The organism is Streptococcus hillyeri (assembly GCF_003686955.1).
GTDB lineage: Bacteria > Bacillota > Bacilli > Lactobacillales > Streptococcaceae > Streptococcus > Streptococcus hillyeri.
In genome coordinates this window covers 16,068-39,681 of the sequence record NZ_RCVM01000008.1, presented here as the reverse complement: position 1 = coordinate 39,681, position 23,614 = coordinate 16,068, and the positions used below count along the sequence as shown (strand labels likewise).

The 23,614-nt window shown below is 38.7% G+C and carries 28 protein-coding genes; 22 read left to right on the top strand and 6 right to left on the bottom strand.

Annotated elements, in window-relative coordinates; translation table 11 throughout:
• The first annotated feature begins 4 nt into the window (after positions 1 to 4).
• From pgsA to EAF07_RS05200, 5 genes are all read left to right on the top strand, one after another.
• Positions 5 to 553 (top strand): CDP-diacylglycerol--glycerol-3-phosphate 3-phosphatidyltransferase, encoded by a 549-nt coding sequence (pgsA, locus tag EAF07_RS05220; RefSeq protein WP_121835349.1) that lies wholly within the window; start codon positions 5 to 7, stop codon positions 551 to 553.
• Positions 550 to 1,377, top strand: a complete 828-nt coding sequence (locus EAF07_RS05215; protein ID WP_121835347.1) for an energy-coupling factor ABC transporter ATP-binding protein — start codon at positions 550 to 552, stop codon at positions 1,375 to 1,377. Before pgsA ends, EAF07_RS05215 begins: the two co-directional genes overlap by 4 nt.
• Entirely contained in the window at positions 1,353 to 2,195 is an 843-nt protein-coding gene (locus EAF07_RS05210; RefSeq protein ID WP_121835345.1) for an energy-coupling factor ABC transporter ATP-binding protein, read from the top strand. The genes EAF07_RS05215 and EAF07_RS05210 overlap by 25 nt, the downstream gene beginning before the upstream one ends.
• Positions 2,188 to 2,985, top strand: coding sequence for an energy-coupling factor transporter transmembrane component T family protein (locus EAF07_RS05205; RefSeq protein WP_121835343.1), 798 nt, complete (start codon positions 2,188 to 2,190; stop codon positions 2,983 to 2,985). Before EAF07_RS05210 ends, EAF07_RS05205 begins: the two co-directional genes overlap by 8 nt.
• Positions 2,986 to 3,290: 305 nt before the next feature.
• The gene (locus EAF07_RS05200; protein ID WP_121835341.1) at positions 3,291 to 3,962 is read left to right on the top strand and encodes a transglycosylase SLT domain-containing protein; all 672 of its coding nucleotides are present in this window, start codon (positions 3,291 to 3,293) and stop codon (positions 3,960 to 3,962) included.
• Between the two features lie 17 nt (positions 3,963 to 3,979).
• Here EAF07_RS05200 and EAF07_RS05195 read toward each other — a convergent pair whose 3' ends face one another.
• Genes EAF07_RS05195 through sdaAB form a run of 4 tightly spaced genes read right to left on the bottom strand, consistent with a single transcriptional unit; the run spans position 3,980 to position 6,742 of the window.
• Positions 3,980 to 4,606 carry an HAD-IA family hydrolase gene (locus EAF07_RS05195; protein WP_121835339.1) on the bottom strand — a complete coding sequence of 209 codons (627 nt, stop codon included), beginning with the start codon at positions 4,604 to 4,606 and terminating at the stop codon, positions 3,980 to 3,982.
• Complete coding sequence (locus tag EAF07_RS05190) at positions 4,587 to 5,183, bottom strand: histidine phosphatase family protein (protein ID WP_121835337.1); 597 nt, start codon at positions 5,181 to 5,183, stop codon at positions 4,587 to 4,589. The genes EAF07_RS05195 and EAF07_RS05190 overlap by 20 nt, the downstream gene beginning before the upstream one ends.
• A complete protein-coding gene (gene sdaAA, locus EAF07_RS05185) occupies positions 5,183 to 6,058 on the bottom strand; it encodes an L-serine ammonia-lyase, iron-sulfur-dependent, subunit alpha (RefSeq protein ID WP_121835335.1) in 876 nt (291 codons plus the stop codon). The genes EAF07_RS05190 and sdaAA overlap by 1 nt, the downstream gene beginning before the upstream one ends.
• Before the next feature lie 12 nt (positions 6,059 to 6,070).
• Positions 6,071 to 6,742: an L-serine ammonia-lyase, iron-sulfur-dependent subunit beta gene (sdaAB, locus tag EAF07_RS05180; protein ID WP_121835333.1), complete on the bottom strand. Its 672-nt coding sequence runs from the start codon at positions 6,740 to 6,742 to the stop codon at positions 6,071 to 6,073.
• A gap of 234 nt (positions 6,743 to 6,976) precedes the next feature.
• Between sdaAB and mnmA the strand changes: the two genes are divergently transcribed.
• From mnmA to rpsD, 8 genes are all read left to right on the top strand, one after another.
• Positions 6,977 to 8,098: a tRNA 2-thiouridine(34) synthase MnmA gene (mnmA, locus tag EAF07_RS05175; RefSeq protein WP_183121656.1), complete on the top strand. Its 1,122-nt coding sequence runs from the start codon at positions 6,977 to 6,979 to the stop codon at positions 8,096 to 8,098.
• Positions 8,099 to 8,122: 24 nt separating this feature from the next.
• A complete protein-coding gene (locus EAF07_RS05170) occupies positions 8,123 to 8,884 on the top strand; it encodes a CPBP family intramembrane glutamic endopeptidase (protein ID WP_121835331.1) in 762 nt (253 codons plus the stop codon).
• Positions 8,885 to 9,027: 143 nt separating this feature from the next.
• Positions 9,028 to 10,929 carry a tRNA uridine-5-carboxymethylaminomethyl(34) synthesis enzyme MnmG gene (gene mnmG, locus EAF07_RS05165; protein ID WP_121835329.1) on the top strand — a complete coding sequence of 634 codons (1,902 nt, stop codon included), beginning with the start codon at positions 9,028 to 9,030 and terminating at the stop codon, positions 10,927 to 10,929.
• 63 nt (positions 10,930 to 10,992) lie between these two features.
• Complete coding sequence (locus tag EAF07_RS05160) at positions 10,993 to 12,951, top strand: DHH family phosphoesterase (protein ID WP_121835327.1); 1,959 nt, start codon at positions 10,993 to 10,995, stop codon at positions 12,949 to 12,951.
• A 1-nt stretch (position 12,952) separates the two neighbouring features.
• Positions 12,953 to 13,405 (top strand): 50S ribosomal protein L9, encoded by a 453-nt coding sequence (gene rplI / locus EAF07_RS05155; RefSeq protein ID WP_121835325.1) that lies wholly within the window; start codon positions 12,953 to 12,955, stop codon positions 13,403 to 13,405.
• A gap of 38 nt (positions 13,406 to 13,443) precedes the next feature.
• Complete coding sequence (dnaB, locus tag EAF07_RS05150) at positions 13,444 to 14,802, top strand: replicative DNA helicase (RefSeq protein ID WP_121835323.1); 1,359 nt, start codon at positions 13,444 to 13,446, stop codon at positions 14,800 to 14,802.
• A gap of 44 nt (positions 14,803 to 14,846) precedes the next feature.
• On the top strand, positions 14,847 to 15,149 hold the full coding sequence (locus tag EAF07_RS05145; protein WP_121835321.1) for a Veg family protein: 303 nt from the start codon (positions 14,847 to 14,849) through the stop codon (positions 15,147 to 15,149).
• 196 nt (positions 15,150 to 15,345) lie between these two features.
• Complete coding sequence (gene rpsD / locus EAF07_RS05140) at positions 15,346 to 15,957, top strand: 30S ribosomal protein S4 (protein ID WP_121835319.1); 612 nt, start codon at positions 15,346 to 15,348, stop codon at positions 15,955 to 15,957.
• Between the two features lie 94 nt (positions 15,958 to 16,051).
• Here the strand turns inward: rpsD and EAF07_RS05135 are convergent, their stop codons facing one another.
• Both EAF07_RS05135 and EAF07_RS05130 read right to left on the bottom strand, forming a co-directional pair.
• Positions 16,052 to 17,218 (bottom strand): tyrosine-type recombinase/integrase, encoded by a 1,167-nt coding sequence (locus tag EAF07_RS05135; protein ID WP_121835411.1) that lies wholly within the window; start codon positions 17,216 to 17,218, stop codon positions 16,052 to 16,054.
• A gap of 763 nt (positions 17,219 to 17,981) precedes the next feature.
• Positions 17,982 to 18,602: a helix-turn-helix domain-containing protein gene (locus EAF07_RS05130; protein ID WP_121835317.1), complete on the bottom strand. Its 621-nt coding sequence runs from the start codon at positions 18,600 to 18,602 to the stop codon at positions 17,982 to 17,984.
• 189 nt (positions 18,603 to 18,791) lie between these two features.
• On the opposite strand from EAF07_RS05130, the gene EAF07_RS05125 reads away from it, so the two are divergent.
• From EAF07_RS05125 to EAF07_RS05085, 9 genes are all read left to right on the top strand, one after another.
• A complete protein-coding gene (locus EAF07_RS05125) occupies positions 18,792 to 18,980 on the top strand; it encodes a helix-turn-helix domain-containing protein (RefSeq protein ID WP_016481383.1) in 189 nt (62 codons plus the stop codon).
• A gap of 504 nt (positions 18,981 to 19,484) precedes the next feature.
• Positions 19,485 to 19,781: a hypothetical protein gene (locus EAF07_RS05120; RefSeq protein WP_121835315.1), complete on the top strand. Its 297-nt coding sequence runs from the start codon at positions 19,485 to 19,487 to the stop codon at positions 19,779 to 19,781.
• On the top strand, positions 19,771 to 19,980 hold the full coding sequence (locus tag EAF07_RS05115; protein ID WP_121835313.1) for a hypothetical protein: 210 nt from the start codon (positions 19,771 to 19,773) through the stop codon (positions 19,978 to 19,980). Before EAF07_RS05120 ends, EAF07_RS05115 begins: the two co-directional genes overlap by 11 nt.
• Positions 19,973 to 20,176, top strand: coding sequence for a hypothetical protein (locus EAF07_RS05110; RefSeq protein ID WP_121835311.1), 204 nt, complete (start codon positions 19,973 to 19,975; stop codon positions 20,174 to 20,176). Before EAF07_RS05115 ends, EAF07_RS05110 begins: the two co-directional genes overlap by 8 nt.
• A gap of 12 nt (positions 20,177 to 20,188) precedes the next feature.
• Entirely contained in the window at positions 20,189 to 20,425 is a 237-nt protein-coding gene (locus tag EAF07_RS05105) for a hypothetical protein (protein ID WP_121835309.1), read from the top strand.
• The gene (locus EAF07_RS05100) at positions 20,422 to 20,754 is read left to right on the top strand and encodes a DNA-binding protein (RefSeq protein WP_121835307.1); all 333 of its coding nucleotides are present in this window, start codon (positions 20,422 to 20,424) and stop codon (positions 20,752 to 20,754) included. The genes EAF07_RS05105 and EAF07_RS05100 overlap by 4 nt, the downstream gene beginning before the upstream one ends.
• Complete coding sequence (locus tag EAF07_RS10765) at positions 20,747 to 21,028, top strand: XRE family transcriptional regulator (protein WP_121835305.1); 282 nt, start codon at positions 20,747 to 20,749, stop codon at positions 21,026 to 21,028. The genes EAF07_RS05100 and EAF07_RS10765 overlap by 8 nt, the downstream gene beginning before the upstream one ends.
• 134 nt (positions 21,029 to 21,162) lie before the next feature.
• Positions 21,163 to 22,032, top strand: a complete 870-nt coding sequence (locus tag EAF07_RS05090) for a primase alpha helix C-terminal domain-containing protein (RefSeq protein ID WP_121835303.1) — start codon at positions 21,163 to 21,165, stop codon at positions 22,030 to 22,032.
• Between the two features lie 19 nt (positions 22,033 to 22,051).
• Positions 22,052 to 23,554 (top strand): DNA primase family protein, encoded by a 1,503-nt coding sequence (locus EAF07_RS05085; RefSeq protein WP_121835301.1) that lies wholly within the window; start codon positions 22,052 to 22,054, stop codon positions 23,552 to 23,554.
• Positions 23,555 to 23,614 lie beyond the last annotated feature (60 nt).

Below are 23,614 nucleotides of genomic sequence, written 5' to 3'. Positions count from 1 at the left end.
AATGATGTTTAATAAAAAAGAAAATATACCTAATTTATTAACAGTTGGGCGTATCGTCTTAATACCTGTATTTTTATTACTTGCTTCAATTCCAAACCATATTTTTTGGCATATTACTGCTGCGATTATTTTTGCTGTGGCTAGTTTGACAGATTATTTAGACGGTTATCTAGCTCGTAAGTGGAAAGTTGTTACTAATTTCGGAAAATTTGCAGATCCTCTTGCAGATAAGATGTTAGTGATGTCTGCTTTCATTATGTTAGTTGGCTTGGACTTAGCGCCAGCTTGGGTATCAGCAGTTATTATCTGTCGTGAACTAGCGGTTACAGGACTTAGGCTTCTCTTAGTTGAAACAGGTGGAGAGGTACTCGCTGCTGCTATGCCTGGCAAAATTAAGACAGCAACGCAGATGTTAGCGGTTATTTTACTACTTTGTCACTGGTCATTGATTGGAAATATAATGTTATATATTTCTCTATTTTTCACTCTCTATTCAGGATATGACTATTTCAAGGGAGCAAGTTTTTTGTTTAAGGATACATTTAGTAAATGATTGAACTAAAAAATGTTACGTTTCGTTACGAGGAAGACCAGAAAAAGCCAACGCTTGATGATATATCGTTTCACGTGAAACGTGGTGAATGGCTATCAATTGTCGGGCATAATGGTTCTGGAAAATCAACAACAGTTCGCTTAATAGACGGTCTTCTAGAGGCGGAATCTGGTGAGATTTGGATTGCTGGTGAAAGACTTACTGAAGAAAACATCTGGGATACTCGTCACAAGATTGGAATGGTTTTTCAGAATCCAGACAATCAATTTGTCGGTGCTACGGTAGAAGACGATGTTGCTTTCGCTCTTGAGAATAAAGGACTTCCTTACGAAGAAATGGTCTCACGCGTGAGTGAAGCATTGGAAATGGTCGGAATGGCAGATTTTAAGACCAAGGAGCCGGCTCGTTTATCTGGTGGGCAAAAGCAACGTGTTGCTATTGCGGGAGCTTTAGCAATGAATCCGGAGATTTTAATCCTTGATGAGGCTACCAGTATGTTGGATCCAGAAGGACGTTTAGAATTGATTAGTCTGATGCAGAAAGTCCGTGAAGAACGTCAAATGACGGTCATTTCTATCACTCATGACCTTGACGAGGTCGCACTCAGTGACCGTGTCATCGTCATGCAAGAGGGGAGAATAGAGTCGTCTTCAGAACCACGTGAACTTTTTACCCGTGGGGAACAGCTGATTGACTTGGGACTTGACATTCCCTTTACAGCAAATGTTATTAAAGAATTGTCAGGAAATTTAGCGTTTAGTGCTGATTATTTAACAGAGAAGGAATTAGAAGAAGAACTATGGGCATTACTCTCGAAAATGTAAGCTACACTTACCAAGCGGGAACACCTTTTGAAGGGCGTGCCCTTTTTGATGTGAGTCTTGCGATTGAAAAGGGGAGTTATACTGCTTTTATTGGACATACGGGTTCTGGGAAATCTACCATTATGCAATTGCTTAATGGGCTAAATATTCCTACAACTGGTACAGTTAAGATTGAAGAGCATGTGATTACCTCAAGTTCTAAACCAAAAGATATCAAGCAACTACGTCAAAAAGTAGGATTGGTTTTTCAATTTCCTGAAAGTCAATTATTTGAGGAAACTGTTCTTAAAGATGTCGCTTTTGGTCCTCAAAATTTTGGTGTTTCTCAAGAAAAAGCTGAGCAAACAGCTCGCGAGAAACTTTCTATGGTTGGTATCTCTGAGGAACTATTCGAAAAAAATCCTTTCGAATTGTCTGGAGGTCAGATGCGAAGAGTTGCGATTGCAGGTATTTTAGCAATGGAACCAGAAGTACTTGTTTTAGATGAACCAACTGCAGGTCTTGATCCAAAGGGACGTAAGGAATTAATGACCCTATTTAAAACACTACACCAAAGTGGTTTAACGATTGTTTTAGTAACTCATTTGATGGATGATGTGGCTGACTATGCTGATTTTGTCAATGTTTTAGAAAAAGGAAAACTTGTTTTATCAGGTACTCCAAAGGATGTCTTTCAACAAGTGAGTTTACTTGAAGAGAAGCAACTTGGTGTTCCTAAAATAACGAAACTAGCATATCAGTTGCAAAAAAGGGGTCTTTTTCTGGAAAAACTTCCTATTACGTTAACAGAGTTTAGGGAGGAAATGACTCATGGATAAATTAATTTTAGGGCGTTATATTCCAGGGAATTCCATTATTCATCGATTAGATCCTAGAAGTAAACTATTAGCGATGTTGATTTACATCATGATTATTTTTTGGGCAAATAATGTTGTCACAAATGCTTTACTTCTAGCTTTCTCACTCTTTGCAATATGGCTTTCTGGAATAAAGTTAAGTTTCTTTTTACGTGGTGTTAGGCCAATGATTGGCATTATTTTGTTTACTACCTTATTTCAGTTATTCTTTACAGGTGGTGGAGAAACACTTTTCCGATTTGCCTTTTTAAAAATCACGACATTTGGTTTAGAGCAGGCTGGAATTATCTTTATGCGTTTTGTATTGATTATATTCTTTTCAACTCTTTTAACCTTAACGACGACTCCTTTAAGTCTTGCTGATGCGGTAGAGTCACTATTAAATCCGCTAAAACCATTGAAGGTTCCTGCCCACGAAATCGGTCTAATGCTATCGCTCAGTCTACGTTTTGTTCCAACCTTAATGGATGATACCATTCGTATTATGAATGCTCAGAAGGCGCGTGGAGTAGATTTTGGAGAAGGAAATATTATTCAAAAAATTAAATCTATTATTCCAATCTTGATTCCTCTTTTTGCCTCCAGTTTTAAAAGAGCTGACGCCCTTGCTGTTGCTATGGAATCTCGTGGCTATCAAGGTGGGAACGGTCGTACCAAGTATCGTTTTCTAAAATGGAAAACAAGAGATACTCTTGCTTTATTGGTAATTTTAGTCCTATCTGTTCTATTATTTGTGTTGAAAAAAAATTAGAGATGTTTTTCAAACTTTAAAATCTGGTTGACAGTATTTAATAGCTTCCCAAATAGATAGGGCTAGTCAATTGAGTTTAAAATATTTAATGAAAATAGTAAAAAATGTTGACAAGTGTGTCAATGTTTTTTGTTATAATTGACGACAAGTATTTTCTAACAATAACTAGAAACACTGTTACAGAGTATTGTTTTTATTACAGGACACCTTATATAATGCCTATTTTTTAAACATAGGTGTAAACTAATTGTAATAATTATATGTTAAACTAATTGAGGCTAAAATTAAAAAAGGAAAATAAATTTATGTCATATAGCAGAGTCAAACGACGTGCGCTAAAAAAAGAGGAACATAGAAAAGTTACCTTAGGTTTGTTATTTACAGGATTGACAGTTGGATTGACAACTCAGTCTGTTAATACAGAATCATACGTAACAACCTCTAATCAAGAAAAGACAATTGAAAATTTCGAAGTATCTAGTTTGGAAACAAGTGTCCCACTTACGATTAAAGCGACAACTGCTGTTCCAACCGATGCTAATTCTGTAGCTTTTGCAACAGAAAATTTGCTAAAATCTGTTAATTATGAAATATTTTCTTCAGTTAACACTAATCATGTAGTTGATACTGAAAGTTCTTCACAGGTAAACGGAGTAACTCCTAGCCACACATCACAAACGGCTTTAGTTTCTCCAACAGCTTATTCAGGTGCTCTTGCTAATGGTAATACAGCAGGTGTGATTGGGTCTGAGGCTGCAGCTAGAATGGCAGCGGCAACAGGGGTACCACAATCAACTTGGGAATATATCATTGCTCGAGAATCAAATGGAAATCCAAATGTTGCAAATGCTTCAGGTGCATCTGGTCTGTTTCAAACAATGCCAGGATGGGGCTCAACTGCAACAGTTGATGATCAAATCAATTCTGCTCTCAATGCCTATAATGCCCAAGGGCTTTCAGCTTGGGGAATGCAATAAGATAAAAGCCATTGAAACTAAACTGTTTCAATGGCTTTTATAATTTCTGAAGGACTAAAGCAGATGTTATCAGCACCTGCTAATAAAAGTTCACTTTCTAATCCAAATCCCCATGTGACCCCGATTGTTTTAATGTTATTATTTTTACCACCAATGATATCGAATTTAGTATCACCTATAATCATTGCATCATTAGCTGCCATAGGCTCAGATGAGAGACAGGCTTTAATCACCTCAGTCTTATTTAACTGTTTGGGAGTATGACCGTAAATTCTTGTAAAATACTTGTCAATCTTTAAGTGCTTTAGCATGACATGAATCATAGGTTCATTTTTACTACTAGTGATGTATAATTTGTAGTTATTAGCGACTAAATCCTTTAGTAATTGTTCAATATTGGGGTATAATTCAACTTCAAAAACTCCGAATTTTTGATAGTATTCTCGATAAATCCTTACAGCTGAATTGACATCCTCAACATAGAGGGTAAAACTATCTTCTAAAGGAGGTCCAATAAAAGTTCTTAGGATTTCTGGCTCGGGACATGGCAGAGCTAGTTTTTCAAAAGTGTAAGCAAATGCATTTTTTATGCCGATACTAGAATCAACCAGTGTACCATCTAAATCAAAGAGAATAGATTTCATAAGACTCTCCTGTAAATATATTGTAAAGAGAAATTGACAAGCACTTCAAACGTTCAAACTGTAATTCGATAACAAAAGGCATGAGAGATTTTATATGATTGAATTCCTCATAGCCAAAAGAAGGATTAAAGTAGTTTACAATGGTTGAAATCGCAGTACCATGAGATCCAATAACAATTGATTTTTCCTGAGAGTCTTCCAGTATGCTCTTGAGTGCAGTGATGTTTCTATCTTGAACTTCTTGTAAACTTTCACCATCAGATAACTTATAGGTAAAATCGGACCATTGATTCTGTGCAAAGGTGTCAAAATCCTCTATCCAGACGTTATCAATTTTACGTTCTTTAAAATCATCAATGGTCATAATATCAAGCGTCAATTTTTGTGCTAAAGGAAGAACAGTATCAAAAGACCTTTTGTAAGGACTTGAATAGATACCGTCAATAATTTTCCCATTAAAAAAATCTAAAATAAATTGACGATCTTGTAAACCTTTTTTAGAAAGTTCACGGGAAAAATCGTCGTGATTATCATAGTTGGGTTCACAATGTCTAACCAAGAAAACGGATGTCGTCATTAGATTTCTCCAAAAATTTCTTTACTGTATTGACGACCTGTAGGAGTAGCTGCAAGACCACCTTCTGCAGTTTCTCGGAAAGCAGTTGGTAAGCTTGAGCCAACTTGGTACATGGCGTCTATGACTTCATCTACTGGAATTTGTGAGTTGATACCAGCTAGAGCCATATCTGCTGCAATTAGGGCAAAACTAGACCCAAGTGCATTGCGCTTGACACACGGAACTTCTACGAGACCAGCAACAGGGTCACAGATAAGCCCAAGCATATTTTTGATAACAAAGGCAATGGCTTGGCTAGCTTGAAAAGCTGTTCCGCCAGCAGCCATTACAACAGCTGCAGCAGCCATGGCAGACGCTGAACCGACCTCAGCTTGACAACCACCTTCTGCTCCAGAAATTGACGCATTATTGCCGATGACAAGACCAAAGGCACCAGCTGTAAAGAGAAAGTCAAGTTGCTCCTTATCAGATAGATGTAACTTATTAATAGCGGTTGACAGAACTGCTGGGAGACAGCCAGCACTACCAGCTGTTGGAGTCGCACAGACTAATCCCATTTTAGCATTTAATTCATTAACAGCCATAGCATTTCTTACAGCTGATAGAATGGTGGTATCTGACAGAGTCTTTCCAGATTGGATATAGGTATCCATCTTGACAGCATCTCCACCCGTTAATCCAGAAATCGATTTAGTTGGTGTCAATCCTTCCTTGACAGAGTCTTTCATAACTTGTAAATTACGAGACATGATAGACAAAATTTCTTCGCGACTACGACCAGTTAGTTCTACTTCTGTAGAAATCATCAAATCAGCAACATTTCCCTGATAGTTCTGTTCAGCTTGTTCTACTAATTCTTTTATCGTGTAAAACATTTTTATCTCCCCTTAATTAAAGAAATTGGCATTGTAAAGATTAGGAATTTTTTCAATTTCATTGACACAATCTTGACAATCTCTTGAATCAACTTCGATAATCATGATGGCTTTTTGTCCCTGGCTTTCACGTGTTACCGTCATTTGAGCAATATTGATATCATATTTTGAAAGAATATCCGTAACTTTGGCAATCATACCTGGAATATCTTTATGAACGACAATGATAGTAGGTGTATTCATTGACAAGGAGACAGAGAACCCGTTTAATTCGGTTACCTGAATATTGCCTCCACCGATTGAAATTCCTGTGATACTCATGCTTTTCTCCCCTTTTTTCACGGTAATTTTTGCCGTGTTAGGATGCGGTGCATTGCTGTCTTTTAAAATTTCCCAGTAGATTTTTATTCCACGCTGATGAGCAATTTCAAGTGAATTCTTAATGTCAGGATTATCAGTGTCCATTCCCATGATACCTGCCACAAGAGCTTTGTCAGTACCGTGTCCCTGATAGGTTTTTGCAAAAGAATTATACAGGGCAAAAGTGACACTTTCTGGGATTTCACCAAAGATTGAATGGATAACTTTACCAATTCTAACAGCCCCGGCCGTGTGGCTAGATGAAGGACCAATCATAACAGGTCCGATAATATCAAAAACCGATTGAAATTTTAAATGTTTCATAAGTATTTCCTCGTTTCATTTATGACTAATATTATATCAAAAAACATGGATATTAAAATAGTTATTAAGAAAGCGTCATCAGTAATCATAAAAAGTATGACAAGTGAATGTTTAATGGTATAATAGTTAGGCGCTTGGCGCTTCAAAATCGACCTTCAAATCGTTTTTTGAAAATCAAATTTTGAAATACGACCTTCAAATCGTTATTTCTACGAAAAGATGGGAGAACATATTATGAGTGATAACTCTAAGACACGTGTTGTCGTTGGTATGAGTGGCGGTGTTGATTCATCAGTAACAGCTTTGCTATTGAAAGAGCAAGGCTATGATGTTATCGGCGTCTTCATGAAGAACTGGGATGACACAGATGAAAATGGCTTTTGTACAGCAACAGAGGATTATAAAGATGTTGCCGCAGTTGCTGACCAAATTGGGATTCCTTATTACTCTGTCAACTTTGAAAAGGAGTATTGGGATCGTGTATTTGAATATTTCTTGGCAGAATATCGTGCAGGACGTACACCAAATCCAGATGTCATGTGTAACAAGGAGATTAAATTTAAAGCCTTTCTTGACTATGCGATGACACTTGGTGCTGACTATGTAGCTACTGGTCACTACGCTCAAGTAACACGAGATGAAAATGGCACAGTCCACATGCTACGTGGAGCAGATAACGGGAAAGACCAAACCTACTTCCTGAGCCAATTATCGCAAGAACAATTACAAAAAACCATGTTCCCTTTGGGGCATCTTGAGAAACCTCAAGTTCGTGAAATTGCAGAGCGTTCAGGTCTTGCGACAGCTAAGAAAAAAGATTCTACAGGCATTTGCTTCATCGGGGAGAAAAACTTTAAAGAATTTCTAAGTCAGTATCTACCAGCTCAAAAAGGGCGTATGATGACCATTGATGGTCGTGATATGGGTGAACATGCTGGGCTAATGTATTATACTATTGGTCAACGTGGTGGCCTTGGTATTGGTGGTCAACAAGGTGGCGATAATGAACCTTGGTTTGTTGTTGGAAAAGACTTGTCGCAAAATATTCTTTATGTAGGTCAAGGTTTCTACCACGAACACCTAATGTCAACCTCACTTGACGCATCATCAATTCACTTTACACGTGAAATGCCTAAAGAATTTACATTAGAATGTACTGCCAAATTCCGTTACCGTCAACCAGACAGTAAAGTAACTGTAAAAGTGATAGGGGACAAGGCAGAAGTTATCTTTGACGAGCCCCAACGTGCTATTACACCAGGTCAAGCTGTTGTTTTCTACGACGGTGACGAATGCCTTGGTGGTGGTATCATTGACATGGCTTATAAAAATGGGGAAGCTTGTCAGTATATTTAATAATCTATTAGAGTGGGAGAATGTATGAAAAAAGTTAAAAATATCTATTTACAAGTCATTTTATTGGAATTCTTTTTAATTGGAATACTGACTATTCTAAAAGTAGTGTTACCGTCACAACCAACTGTGAGGAGTTTACTTCAAGGTTTTATTTTAATTGCACTATATATGTATTTAAATAGACGTTTATTAAGAGTGGATGTTAATTTTTATTCGAAACATGTATCTATAAAGGAACAATTGATATCTTTAATTCCAATATTTATTTATATTTTAGTTTCCCTTATTCCTAATATTGTCTTAGAGTTCCAATCGCAGTTTTTTGTATCTGCACTACTTATAGGCTTAGTAGCAGGTATTATGGAGGAATATATTTTTAGAGGTTTATTTCTAGGCTGTCTTGTCAAATACAGTCAAGGTAATTCAAGAAAACTTTGGTTTGCATTAGTATTATCCTCCTCCCTTTTCGGTCTCACTCATGCTGCTAATTTTCTAGTACAGCCTGTCGCATTTACTGTCTATCAGATAATAACTAGTGGTATTATGGGAATGCTCTTTGGAGCGTTATACCTACGCACTCAATCTCTAGTTTGGGTAATACTAGTTCATTTTTTACAAGATTTTACTGTAATTGTGATTAAAGGATTTGAAGAAACTGTGCAACAGACTATTAATTGGTGGCAAATTCCAGTTGCAATTATTATTTTTGGAGGTGTAACCTTATTCTTATTACGTCCAAAAATGATGAAAAAAGTCATTTTACAGCATCGGCTGATTGCAAAATAAGATCATTTTTGTTACACTTACCTTAACAACTATCATGATGGTCAAAGCTCATGAGAATTGTACGTCTTTTTGGCGTACAGTTTTCTAGAGTTTTGGCTATTTTTGTGTTATGAACTAATTTAAATTAATGAATGGAAGTAATTATGACGCACGAATTTATTGAAACTTATGACGTTATTGTCGTTGGAGCTGGTCATGCTGGGGTTGAAGCCAGTCTTGCAGCAGCTCGAATGGGATGTAAGACTTTACTAGCTACCATCAACCTTGACATGTTGGCTTTTATGCCATGTAACCCATCAATTGGTGGTTCTGCTAAAGGAATCGTTGTCCGTGAGATTGATGCTCTTGGCGGAGAGATGGGGAAAAACATTGACAAGACTTACATCCAAATGAAAATGCTCAATACTGGTAAAGGGCCTGCTGTCCGCGCACTTCGTGCACAAGCTGACAAGGTTCTTTATTCTCGTGAAATGAAGCATACAGTTGAGCAGCAAGAAAATTTGACCCTTCGTCAAAGTATGATTGATGATATTCTAGTTGAGGATGGTCAAGTTGTCGGTGTCTTGACAGCAACTGGACAAAAGTATGGGGCTAAATCGGTTGTCGTAACGACAGGGACAGCCTTGCGTGGAGAGATTATTTTGGGTGATCTTAAGTATTCATCGGGTCCCAATAATAGTTTGGCATCAATCACTCTTGCAGATAATTTGAAAAAACTTGGTTTAGAAATTGGACGTTTTAAAACAGGAACCCCACCTCGTGTCAAGGCATCGTCAATTGATTATTCAGTTACTGAAATCCAGCCCGGTGACGAGAAGCCTAATCATTTCTCTTTTATGTCAAAAGATGAGGATTATTTAAAAAATCAAATCCCTTGTTGGCTAACCTATACCAATCAAACGAGTCATGACATTATTAACAAGAATTTGCACCGTTCCCCAATGTTTTCAGGTGTTGTCAAAGGAGTGGGCCCTCGATACTGTCCATCGATTGAAGATAAAATTGTCCGATTTGCGGATAAAGAGCGCCATCAACTCTTCTTAGAACCAGAAGGTCGTGAGACTGAGGAAGTCTACGTTCAAGGGTTATCAACATCACTTCCAGAAGATGTCCAACGTGAACTTCTTCATTCAATTAAGGGATTGGAAAAAGCTGAGTTGATGCGTACTGGGTATGCAATCGAGTATGATATTGTTTTGCCGCATCAGTTGCGTGCGACCCTTGAAACGAAATTGATTTCTGGACTCTTTACAGCTGGTCAGACCAATGGAACATCAGGCTATGAGGAAGCGGCAGGTCAAGGTCTTGTTGCAGGAATCAATGCTGCTCTCAAAGTCCAAGGCAAGCCAGAACTTATCTTGAAACGAAGCGATGCTTATATTGGAGTTATGATTGATGACCTTGTTACTAAGGGAACTTTGGAACCTTATCGCCTTTTGACAAGTCGTGCAGAGTATCGTTTGATTTTACGTCATGATAATGCAGATATGCGCTTGACATCAATTGGTCGTGAGATAGGTCTAGTTGATGATGAACGTTGGCAAGCTTTTGAAATCAAGAAAAATCAATTTGACAACGAGTTGACAAGGTTGTCAACTATTAAGTTAAAACCTGTCAAGGAAACAAATGAAAAAATTGAATCTCTTGGCTTTAAAGCTTTGACAGACGCGATGACAGCTAAAGAATTTATGCGCCGTCCTGAAATTTCTTATCAAACAGCAGTTAGCTTTATTGGACCTGCGGCAGAGGATTTAGACGACAAATTGATTGAGCTATTAGAAACAGAAATTAAGTACGAAGGATACATCAATAAGGCCCTAGATCAGGTTGACAAGATGAAGCGTATGGAAGAAAAACGTATTCCAGCAAATATTGACTGGGATGCGATTGATTCTATTGCGACAGAGGCCCGCCAAAAATTTAAGAAGATTAATCCTGAAACCATTGGACAAGCTAGTCGAATATCTGGTGTAAACCCAGCAGACATTTCTATCTTAATGGTTTACCTTGAAGGGAATAACAAGGCACGCAGAAAAAGTGAATAGCTTGAGGACCAGCCTTTATTTTAGGGCTGGTTTGTGTTATAATGGGGCATTAAGAGGTTTAAGATGAAAAAATTTCGTTTCGCCACCATTCACTTAGTTTTGATTGGTTTAATTATTTTTGGAATTTTGACTGCTAGTCTACGTATAGTAGTTAGTGATACAGAAAAAATAGTGTTTTTTTTAGTGGTTTCTATTATGATATCTGCCCTGCTTTTCTATCAGAAAAAGGGATATGAAGAGTCAGATTTAGAGCGTATTGAACGATTAAATGCTGATACAGAGCAGAGCCTAAAACAACTCTTGGACACAATGCCTGTCGGAGTTATTAAATTTAATCCTAGTTTGTGGTCTATTGAATGGTTCAATCCTTATGCGGAATTAATTTTTGCAGATCAGGAAGGGAATTTTAATAGTTCGTTAGTTCTTGATATCTTGGCTAATCAAAAAGAAAGCCCAATGACTGTAGCCAATATCAACAGTAAAAAGTATAGTTTAACTGTTGATTTTACGACTGGTATTCTTTATTTTTATGATAATCTGTCAGATTATCGGACTGGTGAATCTATTTCTGCTGCAAGTCCTGTTATCGGTATTATCTCTATTGATAATTATGATGATACGACAGAAAATTTAGCTGACGCGGAAGTCTCTCGTCTTAATAGCTTAATTGTGAAATTTGTGGCTGATTTCACGCAAAAATATCGTATCTTTTACCGTCGTGTTGACATGGACCGTTTTTATTTCTTCACAGATTATGCGGTGTTGAGCCAATTAATGGAATCTAAATTTGCTATTTTAGAGGAGTTTAGACAAGAAGCAAAGGCGTTTAATTTACCCTTGACAATGAGTATGGGGGTTTCTTATGGTGATAGTAAACACGATGAGATTGGTGAGATTGCTCAGAAAAATTTGAATATGGCCTTGGTACGTGGTGGTGATCAGGTTGTCGTCAAAGAAAATGATGAACATAAGGACTTCATTTATTTTGGCGGTGGTACGATTTCTACTGTTAAGCGTTCGCGTACAAGAACGAGAGCTATGATGACTGCTATTTCTGATAAAATTAAGACGGTTGATCAGGTTTTTGTCATGGGGCACCGTAATCTTGATATGGATGCCTTGGGTGCTGCCGTTGGAATGGAGTTCTTTTCTTCCAATATTATTTCAAACAGTTATACGGTTTATGATGACAAGAAAATGGCACCAGATATTGCGCGTGCCGTTGATCGCCTCAAAAGTGATGGAAATAGCAATCTGATTACGATTGAAGAAGCTTTGGAAAAAATCACTAATCAGTCTCTATTGATCATGGTTGACCATTCCAAGATATCCTTAACGTTGTCAAGGGAAGTTTACGATAGATTTACAGAGGTTGTTGTTGTCGACCATCATCGTCGTGATGAAGATTTTCCTAAAAATGCAGTTATGACCTTCATTGAAAGTGGTGCAAGTTCCGCTAGTGAGCTGGTGACTGAGTTGATACAATTTCAAAATGCTTCTGCCAAGTTGAGTAAACTTCAAGCAAGTGTTGTTATGGCAGGTATCATGCTAGATACGAAAAACTTTTCGACTCGTGTTACCAGCAGAACTTTTGATGTAGGTTCTTACTTGAGAACATTGGGAAGTGACAGTGTTGAAATTCACAATATCTCCGCTACAGACTTTGATGAATACCGTATTATTAATGAGTTGATTTTACGAGGAGAAAAGTCATGGGAGTCGATTATTATCGCAAGTGGTTCTGAGGACACGTTTTATAGTAATGTGGTTGCTAGTAAGGCAGCAGATTCTTTACTGGACATGTCAGGTATAGAGGCAGCATTTGTAGTTGCCAAAAATGCTCAAGGTAATATTGCTATATCAGCACGAAGTCGTAGCAAAATCAATGTGCAACGCATCATGGAAGAACTCGGTGGCGGAGGTCACTTTAATCTAGCAGCTTGCCAACTAGAAAACCAGTCAGTTTCGGATGCTTTGCTATTACTCAAGGAAAAAATTAAAGAGGAATTAGAGGTAAGTTAAGATGAAAGTTATTTTTTTACAAGATGTCAAAGGAAAAGGAAAAAAAGGCGAGATTAAGGAAGTTCCTACGGGTTATGCTCAGAACTTTTTAATCAAGAAAAATCTAGCTAAGGAAGCCACAAGTCAGGCAATTGGAGAATTAGCTGGTAAACAAAAATCTGAGGCTAAGCATGCAGCTGAAATTTTAGCAGAGGCTAAAAGATTGAAAGAGGAACTAGAGAACGAGGCACATCGCGTTATCTTTACAGAGAAAGTTGGTCCAGACGGTCGTACTTTTGGCTCTATTACAGCTAAGAAAATAGCAGAAGAGTTGCAAAAACAATTTGGACTTAAAGTTGACAAACGACACATTGATTTAGATCATCCAATTCGTTCTATTGGTTTGATTGAGGTTCCTGTAAAACTTCATAAAGAGGTTCAGGGGCAAATTAAGTTGCAGGTCAAAGAGTCTTAAGTTTACATCGAATTGACAACGTGTAAAGGAGGCAGATTTTGTCAGAAGTCCAAGAATTGAGAGTTCAGCCACAAGATTTGCTGGCAGAACAGTCTGTTCTAGGTTCAATTTTTATCACACCTGATAAGTTAATTTCAGTTCGTGAATATATTGAGCCAGAAGATTTTTATAAGTATGCTCATAAAGTTATATTTAAGGCAATGGTAGCTTTAAATGATCGTAATGATGCTATAGATGCTACGACTGTTCGAGCGATATTAGATAGTCAGGGCGATCTTCAAAATATTGGTGGTATTTCGTACTTAGTAGAGTTGGTAAATAGTGTACCTACCTCTGCAAATGCTGAGTATTATGCTAAGATTGTTTCTGAAAAGGCAATGTTGCGTAATATCATCAATAGGTTGACAGAAACTGTCAACCAAGCTTACAGCGGTAGTGAACCATCTGAGAATATTATTGCTGGAGCAGAACGTGCGTTAATTGATATTAATGAACGTAGTAATAGCAATGGCTTTCGTAAAATTTCAGATGTTTTGAAAGTCAACTATGAGAGCCTGGAATCTCGTTCTCATCAGACTTCGGATGTTACTGGTTTACCGACTGGTTTCCGCGATTTAGATAAGTTGACAACAGGTTTACACCCCGATCAACTTGTTATCTTGGCAGCACGTCCCGCTGTCGGAAAAACTGCTTTTGTTTTAAATATTGCACAAAATGTTGGAACGAAGCAACAAAAGCCGGTTGCAGTATTTTCCCTCGAAATGGGAGCAGAGAGCTTGGTTGACCGTATGTTGGCTGCAGAAGGAATGGTTGATTCTCATTCACTGAGGACTGGTCAGCTAACGGATCAGGATTGGCAAAATGTGACGATGGCCCAAGGGGTTCTAGCAGAGGCACCTATCTTTATTGATGATACACCCGGTATTAAGATTACAGAAATTCGTGCGCGTTCTCGTAAACTTGCGCAAGAAACTGGTGGATTAGGTCTAATAGTTATTGACTATTTACAGCTGATTACAGGTACTCGCCCTGAAAATCGACAACAAGAGGTTTCAGACATTTCTCGTCAGCTTAAAATTCTGGCAAAAGAGTTGCGTGTGCCAGTAATTGCCCTTAGTCAGTTGTCACGTGGTGTTGAACAGCGTCAAGACAAACGACCAGTTTTGTCTGATATTCGTGAATCGGGTTCTATTGAGCAGGATGCTGATATTGTTGCTTTCTTGTATCGTGATGATTATTATCGCCGTGAGGGTGATGACCAAGAAGAAGCTATTGAGGATAACACTATCGAAGTTATTCTTGAGAAAAACCGTGCTGGGGCACGTGGGACTGTAAAATTACTATTCCAAAAGGAATATAATAAATTTTCAACAATTGCACATTTTAATGAATTTTAAGTTGAAATGCGCAAGCTTTGATTAAATGAAAGAGAGAGTTACTAATGAGTGATGCATTTGCTGATGTAGCAAAAATGAAAAAAATTAAAGAAGATATTAAAAATCATGAAGGACAGCTAGTTGAATTGACGCTGGAAAATGGCCGTAAACGTGAGCGTAACCGTATCGGTCGTTTAACTGAGGTCTATCAATCATTGTTCATCGTTGAATTTACAGATGATAGCAATGTTCCAGGTGCTATTAATAATACGACTGTAGAGTCATATACTTACTCTGACATTTTGACAGAAAAGACTCTCATCCGTTATTTAGATGCTGCTGAACAAGCAGAATTGGAGAATAAGTAAGAAAAAGGCTTTACAGAGCCTTTTTTTCATGATATACTATAAATTGTGTGAAATAACAGCAGGGCAAAATAAAGCTCGTCAACAGATATCTTGAAATATAAGTAACCTTGGCTGTTTAGGCGAAGGGTATCTGCACGAATTAGGTTTGTCTAAGACGTTATTTCCTAAAAAATTATTTTATTAGGAGGACATGCAAATGTCACGTTATACAGGTCCATCATGGAAACAAGCACGCCGTCTTGGTTTGTCACTTACAGGTACTGGTAAAGAGTTGGCACGTCGTAACTACGTTCCAGGTCAACACGGTCCAAACAACCGTTCAAAACTTTCTGAATACGGTTTGCAATTGGCTGAGAAACAAAAACTTCGTTTCTCATACGGTATGGGTGAAAAACAATTCCGTAACCTCTTCGTACAAGCTACTAAAGTAAAAGGTGGAACTCTTGGTTTCAACTTCATGGTACTTCTTGAGCGTCGTCTTGATAACGTTGTTTACCGTCTTGGTCTTGCAACTACTCGTCGTCAAGCTCGTCAATTCGTAAACCACGGTCACATCCTTGTTGACGGTAAACGTGTTGATATCCCATCATACCGTGTTGAAGTTGGTCAAGTAATCTCAGTTCGTGAGAAATCAGCTAAAGTGCCTGCTATCCTTGAAGCAGTTGAAGCTACTCTTGGACGCCCAGCATTCGTATCATTCGATGCTGAGAAACTTGAAGGTTCATTGACTCGTCTTCCAGAGCGTGATGAAATCAACCCAGAAATCAACGAAGCTCTTGTCGTTGAATTCTACAACAAAATGCTTTAATTTTAAGAAATATCTTACGAAAAGCCTACAACTGTGGGCTTTTTGCTTTATCTTAAAACGTTGATTTCTGGGTTTGCTCCCCTTTTTGCTCCCCCTAGAGGGCTTTTAGTGCTGTTTCGTAAAACGAGACGGCTTTTTTTGCGTTCTCTTTTGAGAGATGGCTATAAATATCCATGGTCATGGATAGAGTGGAATGACCTAGGCGGTATTGTAGTTCCTTGTAAGGTATTCCAGAGTTAAGCAGTAAACTAGCGTGGGTATGACGGAAACCATGAAAGCCAATGTTAGGAACTCCAGCACGTTTAAACCGAGTTTTTAGACGTGTACCCAGGGTTTTGTTACTTGGGTAATCATGGATAAAGTCAGAGAATACAACTGTTTCAGTTCGCCCTAACTTCCAAGCTTCTTGAATTTGTCTAAGCTGGTAGGCTTTCAGCATGGTAATAGTTGCCTGGTCTATATCTATATCTCGATAGCTTGCTTTTGATTTTGGGCTATTGATTTGCCCTAGATGGTTTAGTGTCTTAGTAATGCTGATGGTTGCATTCTCCAGGTCAATATCAGACCAGCTAAGCGCTAAGGCTTCATTGATACGGCAACCAGTGGCCAGCAAGAACTTGTATAGGGTGGCTTCATACAGATTTCTGTACTTGGACAGGTCCAGCCCTCCCAGGTAGTCGAGAAATTTTTTTAGGTCTTGATTTTCAAAATGCTTGACCTTTTTTCTCTTAGCTTTTTGAGTGTTACGAGGTAGGACGACATCACGCGCAGGGTTAGAAGATATTGCTTGCATGGTCACGCCATACTGTAAAATACGCTTATTCAGCGCGTGGATTTTATCATAGTGCAGATAAGCCCCAGGCTCCCCCTTGTTGGTCTTGTCAGCCAGTTTGTTCACTATGCTTTGAATGAGTGGCGTAGTCAGTTTATCGAGCTTATAGACCCCAAAGAGTGGTAAAACATGGTTATCAAGTAACTTCTTAACGCTGTCTTGCGTGTTGGGCTTGACAGTATGCTTATAGCTTTCCCACCATAGGCTAGATAGTTCCTGATAACTTGCTATTGACGTAGCTTGAAACCTGGTAAAGCCGTCTTGCTGGAAGGCTATTTTTTCTTGTTTGGCTTTCTGCTTAACCTCCTTTTGTGTCCGACCCGTTACTTTGGTCTTTACCTTCTTACCTGTTACCTGGTCAACTCCCAGATATACACTAGCACGGTACACAGTAGCACCGTTTTTCTTTTTTACTTCAGTTATTTTCATGATCATAAACCTTTCCATCAGCAGGCAAGCTGTTATTAAAAAGGTTTTATAATGTTTTAGGTTTATATCATGCCAGGGCTTACGAGAATGGCCCTATTTTCGTTTGTTTTGGGTAAGATGATAATTTATATAGATTTATATAGGCAAGCTTTAAAACGTCGCTACGTGCTTTATATGACGTTTGATTAGATAAGCTAAAAAAGGTAGCTAAGGTTTAAACCGCGCGCAAGTTACTAAAAAATACTAATTCCCAAATACTGACATTTCCTAAGATTAAAGCCTATATAGGAATGCTAACCTTTGCTAACGTTGGGACCTATATAAGATTGTTGACAAATGTTGACATTCAGCAGTATACAAAAAAACTATCTTTCAGATTTTGAAATGGTGGAAATTACTAAGAAATACTAAGGTCAAAGCCTATATAGGATTGGTGGAAAATGGTGGAATTTCGGCAGCAACTGCTTTTACTATAATTTTCCCAGGTATTAGAAAATATGAGGAAATCCCTATATAGAGTGGTTGGAAAAAGTCGGAATCAAATCCTATGCTAACTTTTCAAATTTACCACCTTTTTGCAAAAGTTGGCGCTCCGAAAAACTCCGATTTTGAAATTGTTGGCAAATGTTGGCATTTCAGCAGAATGCCAATATCAGAAACCCAACAAAACCCAACATTCAGATTTTGAGAACCTCTAAAAACCTCTATTTTGAATTTATAAAACCTCAAAAAACCTCAGTTTTTTAATATAGTGGCGCGTGGGTTAAGGTTCTAATTGAGTTAGGTAGAATTTATATTTATTTCTATCTCTAGCAAGAACTGACAAGAGACCACTATCTAACGATTGCTCGTCAAAATCAGATATACCATGAACCAACTCGTTAAAACCTTCGATTGATTTCTTCAAGTATTCTATTAAACTTTTGCGATCTGTAATCTTTACATTATCGATTATACAAGATGAATAAAATGACTCTATATCGCTACGTGTAAAAGTGACTTCGTCAATGCTAGATAGGGTGTTTTTTATTCCACCAAAAATATCTTCATGGAATAAAGAAGGAGAAAAATTTCCGTCCCAGTCGTATGTCCCCCAGTTTCGCAAGTTTTCCTCTTCGTCGTCCCAGTCGTATCTTGTTGAATTAACTTTAATAACTTGGTCGCCATCTAATTTCTGAATCAGGGTATTAAGTTCTATCCCCATAGCTTTTGCGATTTCTCTTAAAGTTTCAAACGTTGGAGCAATAGGCTTGTGAGTTTGAGGATTCTCTCCTTTCTCTAACATTGATATATATCCTTTTGTCTTACCAATTTTATCGGCAAATTCTTGCATAGTTAGCTTATTGCGTTTTCTATACTCTTTTACAATATCGCCTATTTTCATTATTTATTTCCTACTTTCCTGAGCTTTTGTTTAGTACATTATACAACGGTTTCAAAAAAATATCAATTATTTTGTTTAATGCGCTTGACAAAATTAGTTTAATGCGCTAAACTTAATCTATAAGGCATTGCCTTTTATTTATAATCTATAGTTTAATAGATTTAACTTTTGATAAAGGAGGAATAACTTTTGAATGGTAAAAAAATAGCAGAAATACGAAAAATTCAGCGACTTTCTCAAGAAGAATTAGCCGAAAAAGCGCAAGTATCTCGCTCTATTATTTCTTTTTTAGAAACTGGAAAAGAAAAAGATGTGAAACTTTTTACGCTTACCAGAATTGCTAAAGCTCTTAATTGTAAGGTCGAAGATTTTTTATAACCAAAAAGTTTAATGCATTTAACTTTTTAGCGCGTGAGAGCAACAAAAAAGGCTTACAGGGACCAACCAGCAAAGCCTTTTAACCACTAACTAAAACAAAATTAACAAGCAGGCAAGCTGTTATTAAAAGGGTTTTAGTAAAGATTTAATAGCTAGATTATACCATATCTAGGACATTATGACCATACGGAGGGCGCTACCCCTTAAAACTGGACGGGATAAAAGTATTAGGTGCTGGTATCGCCATTAGGTAGCCATGGACCCAGGGCAACCTAAACCACCCTAAGAAAATCACACACAGCTAGTCTATCATTTGGCACAGGCTTACATGACCACGGGGCAACCTGGTAAGTTTGGGGCGGTTATCCGCTGGGGATAGTCTAGGCTATCAACAGTATAAGAAAGTATAGTATAAAGAAACAGGCTCTTTTGACCACAGGATAAGCACGCGCAACCAGCGCAGGCAATTACACAGATAACATCAAAAAAACGAGGTAAAACAAAATGACAACAAAATCAACGCAGACAGGTCAAGTTATATTATCAGCTAAGGAACTTAAAAACCTTGGTAGTGAACTAACTGATATTATGAACGTTATCGCAATGAATAATGTAGCCCTAGAGGGCTTAGAGTTTTCACAAAAGCATGATACTACCGTAGCATTATGGCTTACAAGAAAATATATTGATACAGCATACAGCCAAAATGAAAAGATTTTTGACCGCTTAGATAAAATTGCCTTTTTGCTATTGAACAGTAATGACGCTAAAGAATTGGAGGCCGTGAAGAATGACAGATAAAACTAATGATATCTTAGTTGACTATGAGGGACTTTGTGGAGAATTACAGGACATTCTGGAGGTTTTAGAGTTGGCCAGTACTGAAGATGGCCCAAGAACTTTCCCAATTCTACACACAGCAAACCACGCGCTAAAAAAACTAATCTTAGAGCATTGTGACATAGCCAGTGAATACCGTAAGGAGTTAAGCCATGAATGAACTTGATTTAACTCCAGGGCAATATCTAGCCTTTATCTTGATCACGTTGGTTCTTTTGGCCTATGAGCTATACCGATTTTACAACGATAGTGAGATTATAGAGCTACCAGACAAGCCCCAGGAAGAACCAGCAAATCAACAGCTTAACCCTAACTATGGCGCTTATCTTTGGCTAGCTGGAAGACGTTACAACTAAGGGAGGATAGGCATGACAAGTAAACAAGATTTTGATTTAGCAAAAGCACGAGCTGAAAACTTTGGATCATGGCTAAACGAGGCTTACGGCATCATGCTAGATTTTTCCCTAGAAGATAAATTTGACCGTTACAGTATTGAAGAACAAAATCAGCTAGAGCGAGTTTTAGAGGTCTTAACGGATTTTTCTGATATGTGGGAAAAAGGCCAGATTATTGTATCTAGCAAAGAAAGAGAGGTGACGGAATGACCGAACTTGAAGAAAGAATTTTAAGGCTTATTCCCGTGGGTGCAGATAATCCACGCGCAGGGCGGTATATCGCTGAATTGTTAGACCTGGACATTAGGACATTGAGGGAGAACATTCACCGCCTTATTGTCCGCCATGGGGTCCCTATTGTGGCCAAACGTGGCCTAGTTAGTGGCTACTATATCCCAGCTAATGACACCGAGCGCCTGGAAGGTATTCGAGAACTAAAGGCCCAATATGACACAGAAGGTAAGCGCCTAGACGTGCTGATTAAAGCAGACCTGGAAAGCTATAAGAAATTACTGAAGGGGGATGATATGAATGTTTAGCCTAAGTAAAGAAAGTGAACAGGATCTAACCCAGGGAGTGCTGGAGCTGGTAGGAAGTTACCTGGAGGCGCGTGAGCAAACCCCGCCAAGACTGTTAGGGCTAATCACAGCCCAGCAGGTTAAAGATGAACTAGGCATAAAGGATAAGACCTTGAAACGTTGGGAAGATAATGGGCTAAGACGTTACCAGCCCCCACTAGAAGACACTAGGAAAGTCTTTTATAGGGTCAGTGATATTCTGGTATTTTTGGGGGTGGAAAATGGGAAGATATAATATGCACCCCGCACAAGGTGGTGGGCATTATCACGATATGAAGATAGCAAAGAACAGACAGCCAACCCTGGAGCAGAACAAGGAACAACAAAGGCTTAAAAAGCTGAAGAAGAAACGTAGAAAGGGGCGATAATGTGGCAATTTACGAGGCTAGAGGCTTTCAGAGTAACCTTGTCTATCTGTTTGATAAGATGGAGCCATTCCAGTATATTGAGCGCTTTAAGCCCCTAGTTGTCCCTGAAGGTGCTGACCTGGAGGAATACAAAAGAGCCCAGGCGCCTTATTGTTTGAGTGGAAAAATCACAGCAGAGAAAACAGGGAGCTACAAGCGGAATAATACCAGCCTGGTATATCGTGATTTAATTTTCCTTGATTATGATGAGATTGAGGGACCAGCTCAGGGCTTTATAGAGGCTGTTTCTAGAGCCTTGTTTGGCTTTTCCTATATCTTGTACCCAACGATCAAACACACCTCAGAAAGCCCCCGTTTTAGGCTTGTGGTAAAGCCTGGGGACGTGATGAACGAGGAAACCTATAAGCAGGTAGTCAAGGAGATAGCGGACAAGATAGGGGTACCTTTTGACATGGCCAGCTTAACCTTGTCCCAACTCCAGGGCTTACCAGTCACAACAGGAGACCCAGCAGACTATCAAAAAATCGTAGAGCATGGCCTAGATTATCCAGTACCAAAATCAAACCAAAACCGCACAAGTGGCCTGGGAGTAAAACCGCAGACGTACACACCACGGCAAAGCGGTCAGCGGTCTATCACTATGAGGGTCATAGATACGCTTTTTAATGGCTTTGGAGACGAGGGAGGGCGTAACGTGGCACTCACGCGCTTTGTGGGGTTACTCTTTAATAAGTGGGTGGATTGTGATATAGAAACAGCTTACGAATTAACAAAGATAGCAAACAGCGTGACAGCTAACCCCCTACCAGAGAGGGAGCTAGATAGGACTTTTGAAAGTATAGCAAGAGCAGAATTTAGAAAGAGAGGATAGAACCATAGAAAAGGAAGAATTGAAAAACCTAGAAAGTGAGATCTTAGAGGCGCGAGAGCAGGAGCAACCGCCCAGGACAATGAAGGAATTGGAAAACCGTATTTTTCAAGCTGGTGAACAATGGCGGGAAGAACACACGGAAACCAAAATAAATGAAAGTACAGGGGACGTTACCGAAAAGGTGGCCATGCCCCAGGTTTTCACAGTTGCCAAAATGCTAAGCGAAATTATCACCTTTACTTTTATCAGCAAAAGCAACGTACCTGATTATAGCCTACTCTATATATATGATTTAGATGAGGGCATATATACGGCTAGTAATGACTTATTTAACCGATTTTGCAAGACTTTTGACGTGAGGATTAAGCCTAGGGAATGGCCCCAGATTAAGCTAATGGTTAGGACATTGACAAGGATAAAGAAACCGCTGGAGAGCGCCTACCTTATCCCCGTACAGAATGGCATTATTGATTTAAAGACTAAGGAGCTACTTCCTTTCAGTCCTAAATATGTGATTACAAGCAAAATCAGCACAGCTTATCATGCGCCTAAGCGGGTCCCAACCGATAGGGAGGGGAAGACATTTGACGACTGGTTAAACTCAATCGCTTGCAATGATAGTGAGCTGGTAACATTGTTTTGGCAGATTATCCTGGAGGCTATCAACCCCAACCATACACGGAATAAGTTTGCTATCTTTTACGGGGACGGTAACAACGGAAAAGGGACATTTCAGCGGTTCCTTATCAATCTGATAGGAGAAAGCAACGTATCAGCATTGAAGCCCGCACAGTTTGCTGAAAAGCATAACCTGGAAACGCTAGTAGGTAAAGTTTGCAATATTGGAGACGAGGCACCTAATGAATACTTAAAAAATCCGTCTGACCTAATGAGTATTACCAGCGGGGACACCGTGCTAGTCAATCCAAAGGGGCGCCCAGCTTTTGAAGCGACCTTCAAACTCTTTAATATCTTCTCAGGAAACTACATCCCCAACGGTGGAAATAAGACAAAGGGCTGGTATAGGCGTATTATGATTGTCCCCTTCAATGCTGACTTTAACGGTGAGAAAGAAAAGCCCTGGATAAAAAATGATTTTTTGGCCAATAAAGAGGTATTAGAGTACGCCCTTTATAAAGCTATCAACCAGAAATCATTTACTCATTTTATCGAACCGCAGGCAGTCAAAGGCTTGCTAGAGGAGTACCAGGAAGATAATGATTACTTGTTATCTTGGATAAAACATGAGTACATGGAAAGAGGTTGGCACGAGCTGGACGTAGTACCCGTTTTTATCGCTACAAGATCCTTGAAGCATTATGCTGAAGATATGGGAATACCTAAGCCAAATGTTTACGGTGCTGGTAAGGAGACAATCAGGCACTTACAGCAGTTAACGCCAAATAAGTACCAACTAAAAAAAGCGCGTGTTAAGGTTGAAGATTATGACAAACTGGATCCGTTGGAGTTTGAGAGGCCAAAACTGGGGAGAGTAAATCACGCTATAACAAAAAAAGAATAAAGTTGACCTTCTTTTGATGGCCTAAACCCTTGCAATTACTAGGATTTTACAAAAATTGTT

What these genes read in the sequence shown, in the direction of transcription:
- EAF07_RS05195 (WP_121835339.1), bottom strand. Translation starts at nt 4,606, where the DNA reads ATGAAATCTATTCTCTTTGATTTAGATGGTACACTGGTTGATTCTAGT.
- mnmG (WP_121835329.1), top strand. Translation starts at nt 9,028, where the DNA reads ATGACGCACGAATTTATTGAAACTTATGACGTTATTGTCGTTGGAGCT.
- EAF07_RS05120 (WP_121835315.1), top strand. Translation starts at nt 19,485, where the DNA reads ATGACAACAAAATCAACGCAGACAGGTCAAGTTATATTATCAGCTAAG.
- EAF07_RS05145 (WP_121835321.1), top strand. Translation starts at nt 14,847, where the DNA reads ATGAGTGATGCATTTGCTGATGTAGCAAAAATGAAAAAAATTAAAGAA.
- EAF07_RS05215 (WP_121835347.1), top strand. Translation starts at nt 550, where the DNA reads ATGATTGAACTAAAAAATGTTACGTTTCGTTACGAGGAAGACCAGAAA.
- rplI (WP_121835325.1), top strand. Translation starts at nt 12,953, where the DNA reads ATGAAAGTTATTTTTTTACAAGATGTCAAAGGAAAAGGAAAAAAAGGC.
- EAF07_RS05170 (WP_121835331.1), top strand. Translation starts at nt 8,123, where the DNA reads ATGAAAAAAGTTAAAAATATCTATTTACAAGTCATTTTATTGGAATTC.
- EAF07_RS05110 (WP_121835311.1), top strand. Translation starts at nt 19,973, where the DNA reads ATGAATGAACTTGATTTAACTCCAGGGCAATATCTAGCCTTTATCTTG.
- EAF07_RS05135 (WP_121835411.1), bottom strand. Translation starts at nt 17,218, where the DNA reads ATGAAAATAACTGAAGTAAAAAAGAAAAACGGTGCTACTGTGTACCGT.
- sdaAB (WP_121835333.1), bottom strand. Translation starts at nt 6,742, where the DNA reads ATGAAACATTTAAAATTTCAATCGGTTTTTGATATTATCGGACCTGTT.
- EAF07_RS10765 (WP_121835305.1), top strand. Translation starts at nt 20,747, where the DNA reads ATGTTTAGCCTAAGTAAAGAAAGTGAACAGGATCTAACCCAGGGAGTG.
- EAF07_RS05105 (WP_121835309.1), top strand. Translation starts at nt 20,189, where the DNA reads ATGACAAGTAAACAAGATTTTGATTTAGCAAAAGCACGAGCTGAAAAC.
- EAF07_RS05100 (WP_121835307.1), top strand. Translation starts at nt 20,422, where the DNA reads ATGACCGAACTTGAAGAAAGAATTTTAAGGCTTATTCCCGTGGGTGCA.
- pgsA (WP_121835349.1), top strand. Translation starts at nt 5, where the DNA reads ATGTTTAATAAAAAAGAAAATATACCTAATTTATTAACAGTTGGGCGT.
- mnmA (WP_183121656.1), top strand. Translation starts at nt 6,977, where the DNA reads ATGAGTGATAACTCTAAGACACGTGTTGTCGTTGGTATGAGTGGCGGT.
- EAF07_RS05205 (WP_121835343.1), top strand. Translation starts at nt 2,188, where the DNA reads ATGGATAAATTAATTTTAGGGCGTTATATTCCAGGGAATTCCATTATT.
- EAF07_RS05200 (WP_121835341.1), top strand. Translation starts at nt 3,291, where the DNA reads ATGTCATATAGCAGAGTCAAACGACGTGCGCTAAAAAAAGAGGAACAT.
- rpsD (WP_121835319.1), top strand. Translation starts at nt 15,346, where the DNA reads ATGTCACGTTATACAGGTCCATCATGGAAACAAGCACGCCGTCTTGGT.
- EAF07_RS05210 (WP_121835345.1), top strand. Translation starts at nt 1,353, where the DNA reads ATGGGCATTACTCTCGAAAATGTAAGCTACACTTACCAAGCGGGAACA.
- EAF07_RS05115 (WP_121835313.1), top strand. Translation starts at nt 19,771, where the DNA reads ATGACAGATAAAACTAATGATATCTTAGTTGACTATGAGGGACTTTGT.
- EAF07_RS05130 (WP_121835317.1), bottom strand. Translation starts at nt 18,602, where the DNA reads ATGAAAATAGGCGATATTGTAAAAGAGTATAGAAAACGCAATAAGCTA.
- EAF07_RS05190 (WP_121835337.1), bottom strand. Translation starts at nt 5,183, where the DNA reads ATGACGACATCCGTTTTCTTGGTTAGACATTGTGAACCCAACTATGAT.
- EAF07_RS05160 (WP_121835327.1), top strand. Translation starts at nt 10,993, where the DNA reads ATGAAAAAATTTCGTTTCGCCACCATTCACTTAGTTTTGATTGGTTTA.
- sdaAA (WP_121835335.1), bottom strand. Translation starts at nt 6,058, where the DNA reads ATGTTTTACACGATAAAAGAATTAGTAGAACAAGCTGAACAGAACTAT.